The 18,170-nt window shown below is 71.2% G+C and carries 15 protein-coding genes; 3 read left to right on the top strand and 12 right to left on the bottom strand.

The features are described 5' to 3' along the window. Positions 1–106 precede the first annotated feature (106 nt). Both ACFYR3_RS23130 and ACFYR3_RS23135 read right to left on the bottom strand, forming a co-directional pair. Positions 107–688, bottom strand: a complete 582-nt coding sequence (locus tag ACFYR3_RS23130) for a hypothetical protein (RefSeq protein WP_356786111.1) — start codon at positions 686–688, stop codon at positions 107–109. Positions 689–888: 200 nt separating this feature from the next. Next, positions 889–1,764, bottom strand: a complete 876-nt coding sequence (locus tag ACFYR3_RS23135) for a universal stress protein (protein WP_389284632.1) — start codon at positions 1,762–1,764, stop codon at positions 889–891. A gap of 322 nt (positions 1,765–2,086) precedes the next feature. On the opposite strand from ACFYR3_RS23135, the gene ACFYR3_RS23140 reads away from it, so the two are divergent. Both ACFYR3_RS23140 and mgtA read left to right on the top strand, forming a co-directional pair. Then, a complete protein-coding gene (locus tag ACFYR3_RS23140; RefSeq protein WP_389284633.1) occupies positions 2,087–3,808 on the top strand; it encodes a GAF domain-containing protein in 1,722 nt (573 codons plus the stop codon). 385 nt (positions 3,809–4,193) lie between these two features. Next, a complete protein-coding gene (gene mgtA, locus ACFYR3_RS23145; protein WP_389284634.1) occupies positions 4,194–6,812 on the top strand; it encodes a magnesium-translocating P-type ATPase in 2,619 nt (872 codons plus the stop codon). 12 nt (positions 6,813–6,824) lie between these two features. Here mgtA and ACFYR3_RS23150 read toward each other — a convergent pair whose 3' ends face one another. From ACFYR3_RS23150 to egtA, 8 genes are all read right to left on the bottom strand, one after another. Next, positions 6,825–7,187, bottom strand: a complete 363-nt coding sequence (locus ACFYR3_RS23150) for a DUF1330 domain-containing protein (RefSeq protein WP_355840630.1) — start codon at positions 7,185–7,187, stop codon at positions 6,825–6,827. Positions 7,188–7,388: 201 nt separating this feature from the next. After that, the gene (gene lysA / locus ACFYR3_RS23155) at positions 7,389–8,762 is read right to left on the bottom strand and encodes a diaminopimelate decarboxylase (protein ID WP_389284635.1); all 1,374 of its coding nucleotides are present in this window, start codon (positions 8,760–8,762) and stop codon (positions 7,389–7,391) included. A 9-nt stretch (positions 8,763–8,771) separates the two neighbouring features. Further along, positions 8,772–9,188, bottom strand: coding sequence for an SAV_915 family protein (locus tag ACFYR3_RS23160; RefSeq protein WP_356786105.1), 417 nt, complete (start codon positions 9,186–9,188; stop codon positions 8,772–8,774). Between the two features lie 223 nt (positions 9,189–9,411). Next, entirely contained in the window at positions 9,412–9,945 is a 534-nt protein-coding gene (locus tag ACFYR3_RS23165; RefSeq protein ID WP_355840627.1) for a universal stress protein, read from the bottom strand. 353 nt (positions 9,946–10,298) lie between these two features. Next, complete coding sequence (egtD, locus tag ACFYR3_RS23170; RefSeq protein ID WP_356786103.1) at positions 10,299–11,261, bottom strand: L-histidine N(alpha)-methyltransferase; 963 nt, start codon at positions 11,259–11,261, stop codon at positions 10,299–10,301. After that, entirely contained in the window at positions 11,258–12,049 is a 792-nt protein-coding gene (egtC, locus tag ACFYR3_RS23175) for an ergothioneine biosynthesis protein EgtC (protein ID WP_389284636.1), read from the bottom strand. Before egtC ends, egtD begins: the two co-directional genes overlap by 4 nt. Then, positions 12,049–13,380, bottom strand: a complete 1,332-nt coding sequence (gene egtB, locus ACFYR3_RS23180) for an ergothioneine biosynthesis protein EgtB (protein ID WP_355840624.1) — start codon at positions 13,378–13,380, stop codon at positions 12,049–12,051. The genes egtC and egtB overlap by 1 nt, the downstream gene beginning before the upstream one ends. After that, positions 13,377–14,714, bottom strand: a complete 1,338-nt coding sequence (egtA, locus tag ACFYR3_RS23185) for an ergothioneine biosynthesis glutamate--cysteine ligase EgtA (RefSeq protein WP_356786101.1) — start codon at positions 14,712–14,714, stop codon at positions 13,377–13,379. Before egtA ends, egtB begins: the two co-directional genes overlap by 4 nt. A gap of 256 nt (positions 14,715–14,970) precedes the next feature. On the opposite strand from egtA, the gene ACFYR3_RS23190 reads away from it, so the two are divergent. After that, entirely contained in the window at positions 14,971–15,804 is an 834-nt protein-coding gene (locus ACFYR3_RS23190; RefSeq protein WP_389284637.1) for a TIGR02452 family protein, read from the top strand. 51 nt (positions 15,805–15,855) lie between these two features. Here the strand turns inward: ACFYR3_RS23190 and ACFYR3_RS23195 are convergent, their stop codons facing one another. After that, the gene (locus tag ACFYR3_RS23195; protein ID WP_355840621.1) at positions 15,856–16,302 is read right to left on the bottom strand and encodes a type II toxin-antitoxin system PemK/MazF family toxin; all 447 of its coding nucleotides are present in this window, start codon (positions 16,300–16,302) and stop codon (positions 15,856–15,858) included. A gap of 203 nt (positions 16,303–16,505) precedes the next feature. Next, on the bottom strand, positions 16,506–17,996 hold the full coding sequence (locus ACFYR3_RS23200; protein WP_389284638.1) for a flotillin family protein: 1,491 nt from the start codon (positions 17,994–17,996) through the stop codon (positions 16,506–16,508). Between the last annotated feature and the right edge of the window lie 174 nt (positions 17,997–18,170).

Consider the following 18,170-nt stretch of genomic DNA (forward strand, 5'->3'; position numbering starts at 1 on the left):
AGGCGTGCGGCGCCGACATGGCGCCGGGCACCACAGCCGGCCTCGCCTCAGCCGACCTCACACGGATTGCCCACCCGCCACCGGATCTGATACTGAACTCAAGAAATCAGCCCGTCTTGTGGTCCCATCGCGGTCCCACCAGGTCCCATTCATCGCCCCATCCGTCGATACGGCGCCGGTCCAATTGGTGCCGGGCCACGGCTCCGCCGCCGAAGACGATGCCGGCGAGGCCGACGGCCGCCGTGATGCCCAGGAAGCCGGACTCGACGGCTGCCGCCGAGGAGCTGGGGGGCGCGAGGGTGAGTCGGCCCTGTCGGTCCTGCCAGACCGAGACCCCGGCTCCGGCCTTGAGCCCGGTGCTCACCTGGGTCCGGCCCGTGCGGGTGGAGCCATTGGGTGCCGTCCACCGCACCGATGCCGTCCGGTGGTCGGTGGTCGTGCCGATCGCGGTGACGCTGCGTGGCGTGTCGCTCAGCAGCACGGCTTCGACGGGCTGCCGCTCGGCCCGCTGCTGCGCGAACACCTCATCTCCGGCGAGGGCCGTCACCAGCCCGGCGACGGTGCCGCCCACCGCGACGATCCCCCACACGGCCAGTACGATCCAGGCTTCCACGATGTCGTCGCGTCGCCGCAGTGGATTCTTCTTCCACCGCCAGAGCCATTTCCTCGTGTGCTCTCCCGGGGCCATCGGTCTGCACCTCCTCCTCGTCGTGGGGACAGGTTCGACGGTGACAGCCAGGACGGTGCCGGGACATGGGCCGACCAGGTACCACCGCGGGGCCGCTCGGGTGCAACTCGGCCCCCGGGGAGGGCCGTTGAGCCCAAGGCGCGGCAATCGCGGCACTCCTCGCACGTGACGGAGGGGTGCCCTCGGGTGATCCGGAGGGATCAGACCTTCTGCGGTACGACGGCCACCGGGCAGGCGGCGTGATGCAGCAGGGTGTGGCTCACCCGGCCGAGCTGGAGACCGAAGTGACCGGACCTGCGCCGTGCCCCGAGCACCACCAGGTCGGCGGCGGCCGAGCGGTTGACGAGCACCTTGCGGGCTGATCCCTCGATCGTCGTCCTGCGCAGTCGCACGTCGGGATGCTCCGCCGACGCGTCGGCGACAAGCGTGTCGAGCAATGCGGCGGCCTGCTTCTCGTGTTGATGTGCTGGATCCTCGACCAGCGCCGGATCGTCGGCCGTCTCGCGCGCCGGGCAGCGCCAGGCGCGGACGACGTCCAGCTCACACCCGCGTGCCTCGGCTTCCTGGAACGCGAACCGGACGGCCTCACGGTTCGTGTCGGGGTCTCCGGCACCGAGCAGGATGCGCCCGTGCGCGCCGTTCAGAGCGGCCTTGTCGCCCCTGACCACGATGACCGGACAGTACGCGCGGGCCGCGACGGCCAGACTCACCGAACCGAGCAGAGTCCCCGCCAGCTCTCCGCGGCCTCGTGAACCGGTGACCAGGGCGACGGCATTCCTGCCTTCGTCCAGGAGCGCGTACACGGCTTCGGCGGGCAGCGTTTCCGTGGTGACCCTGAGATCGGGGTTGTGCCGTCGGACGCGTTCCTCCGCTGAACCGACAATGTGCTCCGCCAGCACCTTCTCGGAGGAACGCTCCCGGCTCATCGCGGGCAACGCTCCCTCGTACCGCTCCCACAGTGATGCGTGGACCAGCCGCAGCGGAAGCCCCTTACGAGTGGCCTCGTCCGCCGCCCAGTCGATGGCCACGAGGCTGCCGTCCGATCCGTCGACGCCCACGACGAGGGGGAATGTCATTGTCTCCACCGCCTTCTCTCTTGCTGCCGTGTCGTGCGGTATGGGATACCACCTCTCACGCTTGTCCCCGGCGTCCGGCGGTGGCAGGGGCCGACCAGCCCTTTCCCGGGACCTACGGCCCTGTCGCCCGGGTCCGGACGGCGGTGACCGGGGCTTTCTCCTGGGGGGCGGAACGACGCTTCCCAGGGACCGCGGTCGCGCCGACGTGGCGGCCGGTCCTCGGCTTACCGGTCCCGGTCGGGGAGGGCTACCGTGGATGGGTCCCCCTGCGTGCGGGGCCCGCGCGCCGACCTGGACGCACAGAGAGGCCGGGACGAGCAGCGTGGAAACCCCGGACGAGCGCCGCGGACCCCTGCCGCAGCTGAAGCTCGACGAGCTGCTGGACGAATTGCAGGCCAGGCTCGACGCGGCCCGGAGCACGCGCGACCGTGTGCGGAGCCTGCTGGAAGCGGTCCTCTCCGTCGGCCGGGAACTGGACCTGGAACAGGCCCTGCGCTCCATCGTCGGGGCGGCCGCGACCCTGGTCGACGCCGAGTACGCGGCGCTCGGCGTCATCGGACCCGACGGCACGACCCTGTCTGCGTTCCACACCGTCGGCGTCAGCGAGCGGCAGATCGCCGAGATCGGCTCCTTTCCCGAAGGCCACGGCATCCTCGGCGAACTGATCCGGCACCCGGAACCCCTGCGCCTGGAGAAACTCTCGGAGCACTCCGCCTCGTACGGCTTCCCGCCCGAACACCCGCCTATGAGCAGCTTCCTGGGTGTTCCGATCCGCGTACGCGACCAGGTCTTCGGCAACCTGTATCTGACCGAGAAGCGCGGCGGGGCGCAGTTCGACGAGGAGGACGAGTCGTTGCTGTCCACGCTGGCCGTCGCGGCCGGTGTGGCGATCGACAACGCCCGCCTGTACGAGGACTCACGACTGCGCGAGCGCTGGCTGAAGGCGAACGCGGAGATCAGCCACAGCCTGATGTCCGGCAGCGAGCGCGCCGAGGCGCTGCACCTGATTGCCGGACACGCCCGGGACATCTCGTGCTCGGCATTGGCGGCGGTCGCCATGCCCGTGGAAGGCAGCAGGTCGCTCAGTGTGGAGATCGCCGTCGGAGTGGACGCGGAGGCGCACCGGGGACTGGTGCTGCCCCTGAAGGAAACCCTGGTGGGACTGGCGTTCTCCTCCGCTGCTCCCGTCAACAGTGACGACGTCACGCAGGATGAACGGATCTCTCCGGAACCGCCGCGTTTCCAGGGGCTCGGTCCAGCAGTGGCCGTCCCCATCGGCACCGGCGCGGGCGACGTGCGGGGGGTGGTGCTGCTGGCTCGTGAGACCGGCCGACCGGTCTTCTCCGGCAGGGAGACCGCGATGCTGCAGGGGTTCGCCGTGCAGGCCGCGATCGCGATGGAGCTCGCGGAGCGGCGGCAGGACGCCGAGCGGATCGCCGTGCTTCAAGACCGCGACCGGATCGCGCGTGACCTGCACGACCTGGCCATCCAAAGGCTGTTCGCCACCGGGATGACGCTGCAGAGCGCGGGCCGGTTCATCACCCACCCCGAGGCCTCCGAGCGGGTGCTGCGAGCCGTGGACGACCTGGACGAGACCATCAAGATCATCAGGGCGACCATTTTCGGCCTTCGCGTCCGCGAGAACGACGCCACCGGCAGCGGACTGCGGGCCGACGTCGCCCGGGTGGCCGGCGAGGCCAGGCCGGGGCTGGGCTTCGCGCCCAGCGTGCGTATGGAGGGCCTGCTCGACACCGACGTGCCGCGCGAGATCGCCGACCATGTCGTGGCGGTACTCATCGAGGCCCTGGCCAACGTCGCCCGGCACGCCCACGCGGGCCGGGCCGACGTGGCGTTGACGACCGACGGCCGTGAGGTACGCCTGAAGGTCTCCGACGACGGTGTGGGCATTCCGGCGGACGGCCGTCGCAGCGGGCTGCGCAACATGGCTGAACGGGCCGAACAGCTCGGCGGGCTGCTGGAGGTGGCCGGTTCCAGCAGCGGTGGCGCCCTGGTCGACTGGCACGTCCCGCTGCCGGTGAAGTAGGGAGTGCCCAGCGGCGCGGGCCCAGGACAGCATGGGCCGAACGGCCCCGACAAGGGTCCAACCGCCCCTTCTCCCCACCGTCCGACGATGCGACGGTGACAACGGACCCCCTCAGCTACGCGCATCTGTGCGTCCTGGCGAAAGGCGGTGCGGAGATGGGGCTCCGCGTTGTCGCGGGTGTCGACCGATCGGATGGGAGCCCTTCCACCGTTGACTCGGCGGTGGAGGAGCCGGCGAGCCACAGGGGCGGTACGTGCAGGACCAAGCAGCAACGCCGAGGTCACGAAACCAGCAGGTGTCCGCAGGACGGTTCCCCCGACTCCGGGGGCCGGGGAAGGCGAGCCTCCTTACTCCGGCGCAACCGCCCGCGCCCGCACAGGGGGTGGTGTCCGCTGCGAGTCTTCCGGCGGACGACGTCCTTCGGGCGCTCGACGTCGTCGCCGGAGAAGGCCTGGGCGGCGAGGAGGTTCTGCGACGACAGGCGAGGTTCGGACCCAACGCGGTGGCTTCTCACCGTGCCCGCGTGTTCCCCGTCCTGTGGCATCAACTCCGTTCACCGCTGCTCGGGCTGCTGGCGGCAGCCGCTGTCGTGTCCTTCCTGGTGGGGGAGCGGAGCGACGCGGTGATCATCGGGCTGATCGTGAGCGCGTCGGTGGGACTGGGCTTCGTCAACGAATACCGGGCCGAAAGGGCGGCCGAGGCCCTGCACTCCCAGATCCGCCATCAGACCGTGGCACTGCGTGACGGCCGGGCCGTGCTCGTCGATGTCACGGCGCTGGTCCCCGGTGATCTGGTGGAACTGCGTCTGGGTGACGTCGTGCCGGCCGACCTGCGGCTGACTTCGGTCACCGGTTTGCAGTGCGACGAATCGGTGCTGACCGGAGAGTCGCTTCCGGTGGACAAGAGCCTGGCCGCGGTCGCGGCCGGGACGCCACTGGCAGAATTGTCCGGGTGCGCTCTGATGGGCACGGTCGTTCGTACCGGCGCCGCCCGTGGGGTGGTCGTGGCCACCGGGGCACGCACCGAGTTCGGCAAGATCGCTGCCGGGCTCGACACCCATCCCCTCGACACCGAGTTCCAAGTCGGCCTGCGGCGCTTCTCCATGCTGTTGGTCTACGTCGCGGGCGCTTTGACGACCTCGATCTTCGTGATCAATGTGGCCCTGCACAAGCCGATCATCGACGCGCTGCTGTTCTCGCTGGCCATCGCCGTGGGTATCACCCCGCAGCTTCTGCCCGCCGTCGTGTCGACCAGTCTGGCCGCCGGTTCGCGGCGGATGAGCCGGCGCAAGGTGCTGGTCAAACGCCTGGTGTGCATCGAGGACCTGGGCGATGTCGATGTCCTGTTCACCGACAAGACGGGCACGCTCACCACGGGCCGCATCGAGTACGCGCGTGCCGTGCCGGTCGACGGCCAACGCGTCGAGACGGTGGTGCGGTGGGGACTGCTCGGTACGGAGAACCAGACGCGCGACGGGCAGGACATCGGAGGGAACCCGCTGGACCAGGCCCTGTGGCGATCCCCGGCCACCGCAGGCGAGCGGGCCGCTCTGGACGGGTACACGCAGGTCGCCGTGTTGCCGTTCGACCATGAACGACGCATGGTGTCCGTCCTGTTGAGGGACGGGGACGGCGGTTCGAGCATGGTCACCAAGGGCGCTCCGGAGACCGTCCTGGACCGGTGCGTCGACGTCCCGCCTGGAGCCCGTGACGCGCTGGCGGCGGAGTTCTCCGCAGGGAATCGGGTGGTCGCCGTCGCCACCCGGACCGTCTCCAGCGCAACGCGAGATGTCGGGCCCGAGGATGAGCGAGGGCTGACCCTCGCCGGCCTGCTGGTGTTCATCGACCCGCCCAAGCCCGACGCCGCCGCGGCACTGCGCAGGCTCTCCGGCCTCGGCATCGCGGTGAAGGTCGTCACCGGCGACAACGCCGCGGTCGCCGCCAAGGTCTGCCATGACCTGGGGCTCCCCGACCGGCGCGTGATGACGGGTGCCGAGGTCGACGCCCTGGACGACGCGCAACTGGCCGACGCGATCGACGGCACCACCGTCTTCGCACGGGTGAGTCCCGAGGCCAAGGCCCGTATCGTGCACGCGCAACGGCTCAGCCGCGGCGGCGTGGCATTCCTCGGCGACGGGGTCAACGACGCACTTGCTCTGCACGCGGCCGACGTGGGCATCTCTGTCGACTCGGCCACCGATGTCGCCAAGGACGCGGCCGACGTCATCCTGCTGGAGAAGGACCTCGACGTCCTCGCCGACGGTGTGGGTGAGGGCCGCCGGATCTTCGCCAACACCATCAAGTATGTATTGATGGGCACTTCGAGCAATTTCGGCAACATGGCTTCCGCCGCGGGCGCTTCGCTGTTCCTCTCGTTCCTGCCGATGCTCCCCTCGCAGATCCTGCTGAACAACCTTCTCTACGACAGCAGTCAACTGGCCATTCCGACGGACAACGTGGACGAGGAGCAACTGCGGAAGCCCTCGCACTGGGACATCGCCTTCATCCGCCGATTCATGTTCTCCTTCGGACCGCTCAGCTCGGTGTTCGACTTCGCCACCTTCGGCGTCATGCTCTGGGTCTTCCACTCCGGTCCGGCTCAGTTCCGGACGGGCTGGTTCGTCGAATCGCTGGCCACACAGACCCTGGTGATCTTCGCCATCCGAACGCGCCGCATCCCGTTCTTCCGCAGCCACCCCAGCCTGCCGCTGACTCTGGCCGCGCTGGGCGTCGTCATGATCGGCGCGGTGTTGCCGGCCACCGCTCTCGCCCACACGCTGGGCTTCCAGCCACTTCCCAAGGCGTTCTTCGCCACCCTGGTCGGCATGATCGTCGCCTACCTGGCCCTCATCGAAGTCGGCAAACGGCTGTTCTACGGGGCCGCGGTCACTGCCGCGCCGACCCCCGGGCACTACGCCGTTCGCAGGCATCTCCGGCGCCGCGCGGCCCACTTCAGCACGGCCGACGCCGTGGTCAGGGACAGCGCGAAGCGGCCCTCCTCGTAACCGGCTGATGGACTACGTGGTCGACCGGCCCGCTCGTTCGGCCTCTGTTCGCAACCTGTGAGCTCGCTCGGCCGGGTCGTAGTCCGGTCCGACGCCCTCGATCAGCAGCAAGTCGCCCTCGACGTGGTCGGTACGCAGACTCAGGATGGCCCGGTAGGCGGGAGAGTCGTACCAGGCGCGGGCTTCGGCAAGGCCGGGGAACTCGATCAGCACCATGCTGCCGGGCCACGTACCCTCTACGACTTCGGTCGGCGGACCGTGGATGACGAAACGGCCCGCGAAGGGGTCGAGGGTCGCCTGGATGCGTTCCAGGTACTCGATGACGTCGGGGTGATCCCGGCGGTCGCGGAGATGAGCGAAGCCGAAAGCGGACACCGTGGGGCTCCTTCGTTCCGGGGGTGTTGGCGGTGACGTGAACGTAGCTGAGGGTGGTTGGGCGGTGCGATTACTCCGGAGGTAATCGCACCGCGACATCGAGGAACGGTCCACGAGTTCGGACGGCAGGCCGGAGAGGGGCACTGGCACCCGACGGGTCCGGCGCTCGCGCCGTCGAGGCGCGTCCTGAGGAGCAGGGGATTACAGCCCGACGTCGCGGCGGCTCATGTCGTCAAGCGACTCACGCCGTACGAGCACGCGGGCGACGCCGTCGGAGACCGCGACCACCGGGGGTCGGCCGACGAGGTTGTAGCCCGAGGCCATGGAGAGGTGGTAGGCGCCGGCCGCGGGGACGGCGAGGAGGTCGCCGGGGCGTACGTCGCCGGGGAGCGCGACTTCGTCGGCGAGGATGTCGCCCGCCTCGCAGTGCCGGCCCACGACGGTGACGAGGCGGGGCGGTGCGCAGGACGCGCGCCCGATGAGGCGGGGCGAGTACCGCACGCCGTACAGCGCGGGCCTGGGGTTGTCGCTCATGCCGCCGTCGACGGCGACGAAGGTGTGCTCGCCGGTGCGCTTGACGGCGAGGACCCGGTAGACGGCGACTCCGGCGGGGCCGACGATCGCTCGCCCGGGTTCGAGGGTGAGCCGGGGCACGGGCAGTCCGGCGCGGGCGCAGCCGTCCTCGAGTTCTGCGCGGACCCTCCCGGCCAGGACGGAGATGTTGAGGTGTTTCTCGCCGGGGCGGTAGGCGATGGCGTGGCCGCCGCCGATGTTCAGCTGGGGGAGGGCGATGCCGTGCTGGCCGTGGATGCGGGCCATCAGTCCGACCAGGCGCCGTACCGCTGCGACGTACGGCTTCACGGTGGTGACCTGGGAGCCGAGGTGGCAGTGCAGGCCGACGAGTTCGAGGTGCGGCTGGTCGAGTATCCGGGTGACGGCGTGCTGCGCGGAGCCGTCCGTGAGCGACAGGCCGAACTTCTGGTCGTCCGTGCCGGTGCGCACCTTGACGTGTCCGCCGGCGGCGATGCCGGGCACCACCCGCACCAAGACCTTCTGGCGGGTGTCGGAGGGGGTGATCGCCGCCAGTCGGGTGATCTCCGAGGTGCTGTCCACGACGATGCGTCCGACACCGAGCCGCAGGGCTGTACCGAGGTCCTCGGGGCTCTTGGCGTTGCCGTGCAGCACGATCCTCTCCGGCGGGAAGCCGGTGGTGACGGCGAGTGCGAGTTCTCCGGCGGAGCAGACGTCCAGACCGAGGCCCTCTTCCTGGACCCAGTGGGCGATGGCCCGGCACAGGAACGCCTTGGCCGCGTAGACGATGTCGGCGTCGGGGAACGCCGTGCGGTAGGCGCGACAGCGTTCCCGGACCTCCTGCTCGTCGAGGACGTACACGGGGGTGCCGAAGCGGTCGGCGGCCTCGGCGAGGGAGACCCCGCCCACGCGGACATCGCCGGCGGCGGCGGGGCGGGCTGAACGGGGCCAGACGGACAGGCCGTCGGCGTCCCTGGCGTCGGCAGCGGCGACGGTGCCCAGTGGGCGAGGCAGGTCCCGAAGGGGGGCGTCCTGGATGGACATGATGTCTCCTCAGCCGATCAGCAGGTTCAGGCACGCGACGACGACGGCGGCGCCGGTCACCCGCGGGGCGCCGGCGTGTTCGGGATGCCGGCGGCGCCACGAGTTCTCGCGCTCACGCTCCGTGGCCCTGGTGCGGTCGGCCGCGGGGGCGGAGAACTGCGGGTCGACGGTGAGGACCGTGACGCCCAGGGGCTCGGCGAGCGCGCGCAGCGCCGGTTCGGAGAGCCTGATGCAGGTTTGTTCGGTGCCCAGTGTGGCGGTGAGCTTCGCCGCCGAGGTGAATCCGACGGCCGTACGGCCGCCCAGGGGAGTGCGGAAGAACCGGGCCGTAGAGCCGGCGGGCCCCGACCGGACAGGGACGAAGAGAAGTCCGGCCGGGAAGGGTTCAGAGGGCTCGGGGTCCTCGGAATACTCGACTGGAGACATGGTGCTGCTCCTCGAAGAAGGCGACGTGCGCCGCCCGGTCGGATCGACCGGGCGCTGCGATGAAGCTATGCCCGAGCACCAGTGCCCGGCCCCCTCGCTGACGAATGCTTGACGGGAAGCCCGGTACCCATGACGCGCCGCTGACGGCCGCGGGAACACCTGGTCGGCACGGCGGCAGAGTCACGCAGAGTCATCGGCCAGGACATGCCGTCGCCCCGGTCGGTCAGGATCTGCCGTCCGTCAGCTCCCGGGCATCGAGCGACCGTCGCAGGCTGATCCGACGGTGCACGGAGACGAGTTCGCTCTGCAGGGGCGAAGGCGGTACCGCCAGCACAGGGCAGGCGGCGTGGGCGACGCAGTACCGGGTGACCGACGGGAACAGAGCGCGCATCCCGCCCCGGGATCCCGCGCCGATCACCAGGAGGTCGTCGGCCCGGTCGGCGGTCTCCACCAGCACACGCCCCGCCGTACCCCGTACGACCAGGCCCTGGAACGGAACCCCGGGTCCCGCGTCGCCGAAGGCCGCGGCGAGAGCGGCGAGGAGTCGTTCGCCCGCGTCCCGTCGGAGGTCCGCCACGGGTGACGGGAACATCGCTCGCCGGTGGGCGAGTTCACCGCCTGGCGGTTCCCAGGCCAGTACGGCCAGCAACTCGGCATCGGTTCGACGGGCCTCGTCCACCGCCCGGTGCAGGGCCGCCAGGCTCCCCAGCGAACCGCTCACTCCGACCACCGCGCGCCGTCGCCGGCCGTCATTCATCGTCGCTCACTCCTTGGCGTACACCCTCGTGGACATGCGTGTCCCATCGAAGGCCCGGACGAGGCCGGCGGACCGCACTGTTGGCGTTCGCCTGACGTGGGTGGTCCGGTTCATAACGCGACTCTGACGCCGTTCACGCCGGCCGTTGCGGCGGAGGATTCTCGGCGGAGCCGACCCGGCGTCGGCGGGCGCGGCGCGTCTGCGACCGCGTCACGAGCATCCTGGCGGCCGACGGCGCGTGAGGGACGCTCGGGGGCCCGGTGGCCGACCGCGGGTCCCGTCGAAGCGGTCTCCGAGGTGAGCCGTTCCACCTCGGAGACCCTTCAGGCAGTACCCCGGAGTTCCGGCAGGCCCTAGACCGCCGTGCTCAGGGACAGGGCGAAGCGGCCCTCCGTGTCCGTCCACCAGTGGGTCAGGCCGAAGCCCGCCGCGGCCAGTTCGCCGCGGATGCCGTCCTCGCGGAACTTCGCCGAGATCTCGGTCCGCAGTTCCTCGCCCTGTGCGAAGTGGACGGCGAGGTCGAGGGCGGGGATCTTCACGGTCTGCTCGATCCGCGACCGCAGCCGCATCTCGATCCACTCGTGCTCGGCGTCCCAGAGCGCGACATGCTCGAACGCGTCGGGGTCGAAGTCGGCGCCGAGTTCGCGGTCGACGACGCTCAGCACGTTCTTGTTGAACTCGGCGGTCACGCCGGCCGCGTCGTCGTAGGCGGGCACGAGCACCGACTCGGCCTTCACCAGGTCGGTACCGAGCAGCAGGGTGTCGCCGGGCGACAGCAGTGCCCGTACGGACGCCAGGAACGTCGCGCGTTCGGCGGGCAGCAGATTGCCGATCGTGCCGCCGAGGAAGGCCACGAGCCGCGGCCCCGGGGTGCTCGGGAGCGTGAGACCGCCGGTGAAGTCGGCGATCAGCGCGTGCACGTTCAGGCCCGGCCGCTCGGCGATCAGCGCGTGCCCGGCCTGGGTGAGCGCGCTCTCGCTGACATCCACCGGCACATAGGTGTGCAGATCCGGCAGGGCGTCGAGCAGATGACGGGTCTTCTCCGACGAGCCGGAACCGAGCTCGACGAGAGTGCGCGCACCGCTCGCCGCGGCGATCTCCCCGGCCCGCGCGAGCAGGATCTCGCGTTCGGCGCGCGTCGGGTAGTACTCCGGGAGTTCGGTGATCTTCTCGAAGAGCTCGCTGCCGAGGGCGTCGTAGAACCACTTCGGCGGCAGCGTCTTGGGCAGGTGTCCGAGGCCGTGCAGGACGTCGGCGCGCAGGGCCGCGTCCGTGGCGTCCTCGGGAAGGGTGCGGGTCAGCAGGAACGGACTCACGTACGGGGCTCCTTGCGCTGTGCGGATGCCATGTCGTCGCTCATGTCCTTGAGCGGGGTGAGGAGTACCTCGGTGCGGCCGGCGGTGAGGAGGGTGTGGTCGGGGACCTCCCGCCAGCGCGGGTCGTCGTCGTGCGGCTCGGAGGCCACGACGGTGCGGGCGCCCGGTTCGAGGAGGTACCAGAGGGTGTCGCCCCAGGCGGTCGCCGTGATCGTCTCGCCGTCGGTGAGCAGCAGGCTGAGCCGGGACCCGGGGGCCGCCTCGGCGACCTCCACGACCGTGTCGGCCAGCGCCTGGCCCGCCTCGTCACCGGCGCGCAGCCGGTGCAGGACCAGCGCCCACACGAACGCCGAGTCGCACCGGGCCTCCAGCGACAGCAACTCGGCCGCGGGCAGGCCCGATACGAGAGGGGCGAGCGCGTCCGGCCACCCGGCGACCGCGCCGTTGTGGCTGAACAGCCAGGGGCCCGCGGCGAACGGCGCCGCCGCGGCCTCCCCGTCCGCGCCCGCCACGGTCGCGTCACGCACCGCGGCGAGCAGCGCCCGCGTCCCGACCACCCGGGCCAGGTCCGCGAACGACTGGTCGCCCCAGATGGGCCCGGTGCGCCGGTACCTGGCCGGTACCGGGTCCCCCTCGGCGTACCAACCCACCCCGAAACCATCGGCGTTGACCGTCCCGTGCCGTTGCCGCCGGGGTGCCCACGACTGCCGGAACAGGCTGTGCTCCGGCTCCACGAGGAGGGCGCCGAGCCTCTCCTCGCCTCCCAGGAACGCCAGATGACGGCACATCAGGTATCCCCGTCGCGGGCCGTGCGGAACCCGGAGAAGATCTGCCGCCGGATCGGGTAGTCCCAGTTGCGGAACGTGCCCCGGCAGGCCACCTGGTCCACCGCGAACGAACCACCGCGCAGCACCTTGTACTCCGGGCCGAAGAACACCTCCGAGTACTCCCGGTAGGGGAAGGCGACGAAACCGGGGTAGGGCTCCAGATCACTCGACGTCCACTCCCACACGTCGCCGATCAACTGCCGTACGCCGAGCGGCGAGGCGCCCGCCGGGTAGCTTCCCGCCGGAGCCGGGCGCAGATGGCGCTGGCCCAGGTTGGCGTGCGCCGGGGAGGGGTCCTCGTCGCCCCACGGGTAGCGCGTGGAACGGCCGGACACCGGGTCGTGGCGGGCCGCCTTCTCCCACTCGGCCTCGGTGGGCAGCCGCCGCCCCGCCCAGCGCGCGTACGCGTCCGCCTCGTACCAGCACACGTGCAGGACCGGCTCGTTCGGCGGCACGGCCTCGGTGACACCGAAGCGGCGCCGCAGCCACTGCCCGCCCTCGCGCCGCCAGAACAGCGGCGCCTCGATGCCGTGCTCGCGGATGTGGTCCCAGCCATCGGGGGTCCACCAGCGCGGCTCGCCGTAGCCGCCGTCCTCGATGAAGGCCTGGTACGCGGCGTTCGTGACGGGAGTGGTGTCGATGAAGAACGACGGGACCGTACGCCGGTGTGCGGGGCGCTCGTTGTCGAGGGCCCACGGCTCGGTGGAGGTGCCCATCACGAACGGGCCCCCGGGCACCAGGACTTCGGCGGGACCGTTGAACGGCGGCGCGGGCGCGGGGTCCGGCGCCGTGAGGGCGGCAGGTCCCCGGCGGAGCTGATGGGTGATCAGCATGGTCTCGTCGTGCTGCTGTTCGTGCTGCGCGATCATGCCGAAGGCGAATCCCGACTCGGTCAGCCGGGTGCCCTGGAACGCCGCCTTCTCCAGGACGTCCAGCGCCCGGCCGCGCACCTCGGCCGCGTACGTACGGGCCTCGGCGGGCGGCAGCAGCGGCAACGAGGGCCGTTCGGCGCGTGAATGCTCGAACGCGTCGTACAGCCCGTCGATCTCGGGCCGCATGGCCTCACACCCCGCGACCCCCCGCAGCAGCCACAGCTCCTCCTGGTTGCCGATGTGCGCGAGGTCCCACACCAGCGGGGACATCAACGGCGAGTGCTGCGCGGTCAGATCGGGGTCCTCCACGCACGAGGTGAGGAGGACGGTGCGGTCGCGGGCGGTGGTGAGCGCGTCCAGCGCGCGCTGCCTGAGCGACTCCGGATCCGTGAGCGGATCGCGGGCGGTCGTGCCGGTCATGAGCTGATGTCCTTCCCGTCGGACCGACCGTGCGGGCGGCCGGCGGAGCGGCGCCCGGATCGACCGTCGTGCTGAGAACGGATCACACCGACCAGGTCGTCGGCGGGGCAGCGGCCACGTGCCACATAGCGGTCGGTGAACTCCGCCACCGCGTCGAGGACCTCGGTGGTGGCACCGAGCCGGGGCAGCGCCTCGGACGCCGCCGCGAAACAGATCGCCGCGGCCTCGCGCAGCTCCGGATCGGCGAGCCCGAACCGCGCCGCGTCCCGCCACAGCGGGTTGCGCGGCGCCGGACCCGGGCCCGCGCGCTCCGCGAGCGGCTTGACGGTCCGGTAGGCGACCTCGGCCGCGTCCGGGTCGTCGAAGAGCGCCGCCGTCACCGCGAGCGGCACGATCCAGCCGTTCTCGCCCGGCTGTGCGTCGATCATGCGGAGTTCCAGATGACCGCGCGGCCGCACCGGCGGGAACAGCGTCGTCAGGTGGTAGTCGAGGTCCGCCCGGCCCGGAGGCGCGCCGGACCGGGTCCAGGCCCGGAAGCTCAGGTCCTCCGGGACGTCCCAGGGTCCTTCGGGCGCCCGTACGCACATCACCGGCGAGTCCAGCACGTGCCGGGCCCAGGCCGCACGGGGATCGCCGCGCAGAGCCGGCGCGTCGGTGCGCCCGGGGTCCATCGACGCCCACAGCGACTGCCGCGTGGAACGCCAGCCGGTGTGCCGTCCCCGGGCCATCGGGGAGTGCGCGAACGCGGCCACCAGGACCGCGCCGAGCTGGTGGGCCAGCCACCAGCGGCGCCCGTGCCCGAGCGGGCCCGGCTCCTCGTAGCCGGCGTCCAGGCACACCTGGACCGACGCCGACGTGCACATCATGGCGCGGCCCTCGGGTCCCGCGCGGTCGAGGTAGCGCTCCATGGCGTCGTACCTGGGCTCATGGAGATAGCGGCTCGGGGGGTTCCAGGGGTCCTGGCCGTAACCACTGAGGCCGAGACCCGCCTCGCGCAAGGTCGCGCGTACGGCGTCGAGGTCGGCCGAGACGGACCCCACGCACTCCATCAGGGAGCCGGCGGGAGCGGAGCTGAGCTCCAGCTGTCCACCGGGTTCGACGGTGAGCGCCGAACGCAGGGGCAGGGTCCGCAGTGCGGCATATGCCGCTTCCAGTCGTTCAGGTGGTACGGGGAGCCGCGGCCTGCGCAGCTCGTGGACGAGCCATTCAACTTCGACACCGAGGAGGCGGGGCGGACCGGTCTTGAAGCAGATGCCGCGGACCAGCGCCTCCACCTCGGCCTCGGTGACGGCGGAGCGTCGTCGCTCCGTACAGTCACTCACCGAATCGGACATGTAGGGATCCTCCTGAGATTCCAGCATGCCGCCGGCCCGGGGTCTGGTGGGTCGGGCCGACAATCACCTGTCCACCCAAGACCCTCTCGGCGGTTCGCACAAGGGTGCAAATGCTCGCTTCCGGGACCGGGAAGCACTGTTTGCGGGGCCGCGAAACTCTGTTGCGCCGCACGACCAGCATCGCTCACGATGCGTTCATGGGCACGACGGGGGAGCGCACGCAGGCCGCGCCCGTGGCGCGTACGGGGGTCGCGCCATGAGCGCGCGCCTGCGTGCGATCGCGCGGGAGACCGAGGAGATCGTGGCGGCGGGCGGCTATCGCGCCCCTTCCGGGGGCACGGTGTCCATCGCCGCTGCCCTCGAGAGCGCGCGGAACGGGACGCGGCTGTACGGCCCGGAGCCGGTGGAGACACCGTCGGTGACCCCGGTCGGGACATCGTTCGAGGTCACGGGCGAGAGCAGCCTGGAGGCGGCCCACCGGCTGACCACCCTGGGCGGGGATCCGGTCGCCGTGCTGAACTTCTCCTCGGCGCGCAATCCCGGCGGCGGCTATCTGAACGGCGCCCAGGCCCAGGAGGAGGCCCTGTGCCGGGCCTCCGCGCTGTACACCTGCCTGCTGCGGGCCCGGGGTTTCTACGACCATCACCGCGCCCACCGCGACGCCTTCTACACGGACCGTGTCATTCACTCACCCGGCGTACCCGTCTTCCGGGACGACCGCGGCCGGCTCCTCGACGAGCCGTTTCCGGCCGGATTCCTGACCTCGGCCGCTCCGAACGCGGGAGTGGTCCTGCGCACCGCCCCGCAGCGCGCGGCCGACCTGCCGGGCGCGCTCGCGATCCGCGCCGGACGTGTCCTGGAGACGGCCGCCGCGCACGGCTACCGTCGCCTGGTCCTCGGGGCCTGGGGCTGCGGGGTGTTCCAGAACGATCCGGCGCAGGTGGCCCAGGCCTTCCGCGGGCTGCTGGTCGAGGGCCGCTTCGAGGGGTACTTCGACCACGTGGTGTTCGGGATCCTGGACCGCACCCCGGGCCGGACCACATACCTCGCATTCGAGCAGGCGTTCGCATTCGAGCTCAGGGGAGCGTGACGCGCCGTCGCCGGGTCGCCTCGGCGCGGCGCGGCCATCACCGGCAGGGGGTCAGCGCCAGCCGTACCGCTCCCGCAGTCGGTGCACCACCGAGTTGAACCGCATCCGGTCCAGCGCGCACGCCTCCCGTCGCATCCCCTCCTCGTGCAGCCGGAGCACGCGGTCCACGTCCACCCATGAGTCCCGCCCGGTCCGGTCCCACGGACCGCTCCCGATCGCCACCCACTCGCGGTCCCCGTCGTGCCGCTTGCTGGAGAGCTGAACGGCGAGCAGCGTGCCCGCGGCCTCCCGGGCCACGACCAGCACCGGGCGGTCCTTGCCCCGGCCGTCGTTCTCCTCGAAGGGCACCCACGTCCAGACGATCTCGCCGGGATCGGGGTCGCCGTCGTGCGCGGGGGAGTACTCGGTCTTCATGGGGCCGACCTCGCGGGGCTCGGCCTCGGAGGTCGCGGAGGGGCCGTAGCGGCCGGGAACGTCGTCTTCGGTAAAGGCAGTCACGCGGGCCACGGTAGAGCCTGCGCGCGTCGCCGCGGCGGGCGGGTCCGCGGCCGTACGGCATCGGGGTCGCGGGGGTCGCGGGCCAACTCCCCCGCAACTCCAGCCGCACGGCGTCGGGCGTACCGGAGCTGTGGCCCAACTCCCGTACGCCCGAGCCTCATTGTTCAGAACCACTGACGCCTGTGCGCCTCAGCGCGCCGACCTCACCCCTTGTCCCTCTCCACGGGCACCCTCTCGCTGACCGGCGACACGACCCCGTTGAGCTCCGCCGCCGGGTTCTTGGCCGTGCTCCCCTCCGGGTTCATCGTCGAGAGCAACTGGCGTGCCAGGCCGAGGCCGGTGCCGCCCATGGTGAGCGCCTTGGCGAACATCTCCGACATGCCGTCGGCCCCGTTGAGCAGCACCATGTGATCCACGTTGCCGAACGCGCTCGCGCCCGCCTGCACGATCTCCGGCCAGTTCTCGGCGAGTTGCTGGGCGACCACCGCTTCCTGGTTCTCGGCGAGCGCGGCGGCCCGCGCCTTGATGGTCTCCGCCTCCGCGAGACCCTGTGCCCGGGTCGCCTCGGCGGCGGCGAGCCCCTTGGCCTGGGCCGCTGCCGCCTCGGCCTCACCGGTGGCCCTGGTGGCCATCGCAGCGGCCGCACCCCGGGCCTTCGTCGCCTCGGCCTCCGCGGTGGCGGCCGTCTTGACCCGGTTCGCCTCGGCCGTGGCCGCGAGCTCGGTCTCCTTGGCCTTGGCCTGTGCCGCCGAGATCCGCGCGTCACGTTCGGCCTCGGCACGGGCCCGCGTCTCGTACGCCTGGGCGTCCGCCGGCTTGCGGACGTCCGCCTGGAGCTGCTGCTCGCGACGGAGAGCGTCGAGCTCGGCGATCCGGGTCTCCTGCACGACGACGTCCTGCCGGGCGGCGGCGTCCGCGAGCGGTCCGGCCTGCCGGGCCTTCGCCGCCGCCTTGTCGCGCTCCGCCTGGTAGCCGGCCTGGAGGATCTCGCTGTCCCGGGTCGCCTCCGACATCCGTGCCGCGGCCTTCTGTTCGGCCTCGGTGGCGAGACGGTTCGCCTCCGCCTGCGCGATGCGCGCGTCCCGCTGTACGGCGGCGGCGTGCGGCATCGCGAGGTTCTTGATGTACCCGGTCGGGTCCTCGATCTCGTGGATCTGCAGCGAGTCGACGATCAGACCGAGCTTCTCCATCTCCGTACCGCACGCGGCCCGGGTCTGGCCGGTCAGCTTCTCCCGGTCGCGGATCATGTCCTCGACGGTCAACCCGCCGACGATGGACCGCAGATGACCGGCGAACACGTTGTGCACCCGCTCGGCCATCATCTTCTGCTGGTCGAGGAATCGGCGGCCCGCGTTGGCGATCGACACGAAGTCGTCGCCCACCTTGAAGATGACCACACCCCGCACCTTCAGCGGAATGCCCTGGGTGGTCACGCAGTCCACGTGCAGCTCGGTCTCGTTGAGGTCGAGCGAGATCTTCCGCACCGCCTGCACACCCGGCAGCACCAGCGTGCCGCGCCCCGTCACGATGCGGAAACCCATGCCCTCTTCGAGGCCCTCGGTCCGATGCTTCGAACCGGAGATGATCAACGCTTCGTTGGGCTCCGCGACACGCCACATGAGCTTGAAGACCACAACGATGAAGATCAGTGCGAGGACAACCGCCCCCGCTACGACGCCGACAATCATCGGCATACGCCCCCTTTTGATGGTGCCCTATCGGCACCGAACGAAGGGAGTGTGCTCCTCGCCGACACCGGGGTACAGAGGTGGGGGAATCCTTGTTGCGTTCTTGACGCATACGGCTCTCACCTGGGACGAGGGCAGCTCAACTGTCGTATGAACGGCGCGAGTCGGCCGCGGTCCCGC

Origin of the sequence: Streptomyces sp. NPDC005784, assembly GCF_042871525.1 — a bacterium.
In the GTDB taxonomy this organism is placed as follows: Bacteria; Actinomycetota; Actinomycetes; order Streptomycetales; family Streptomycetaceae; genus Streptomyces.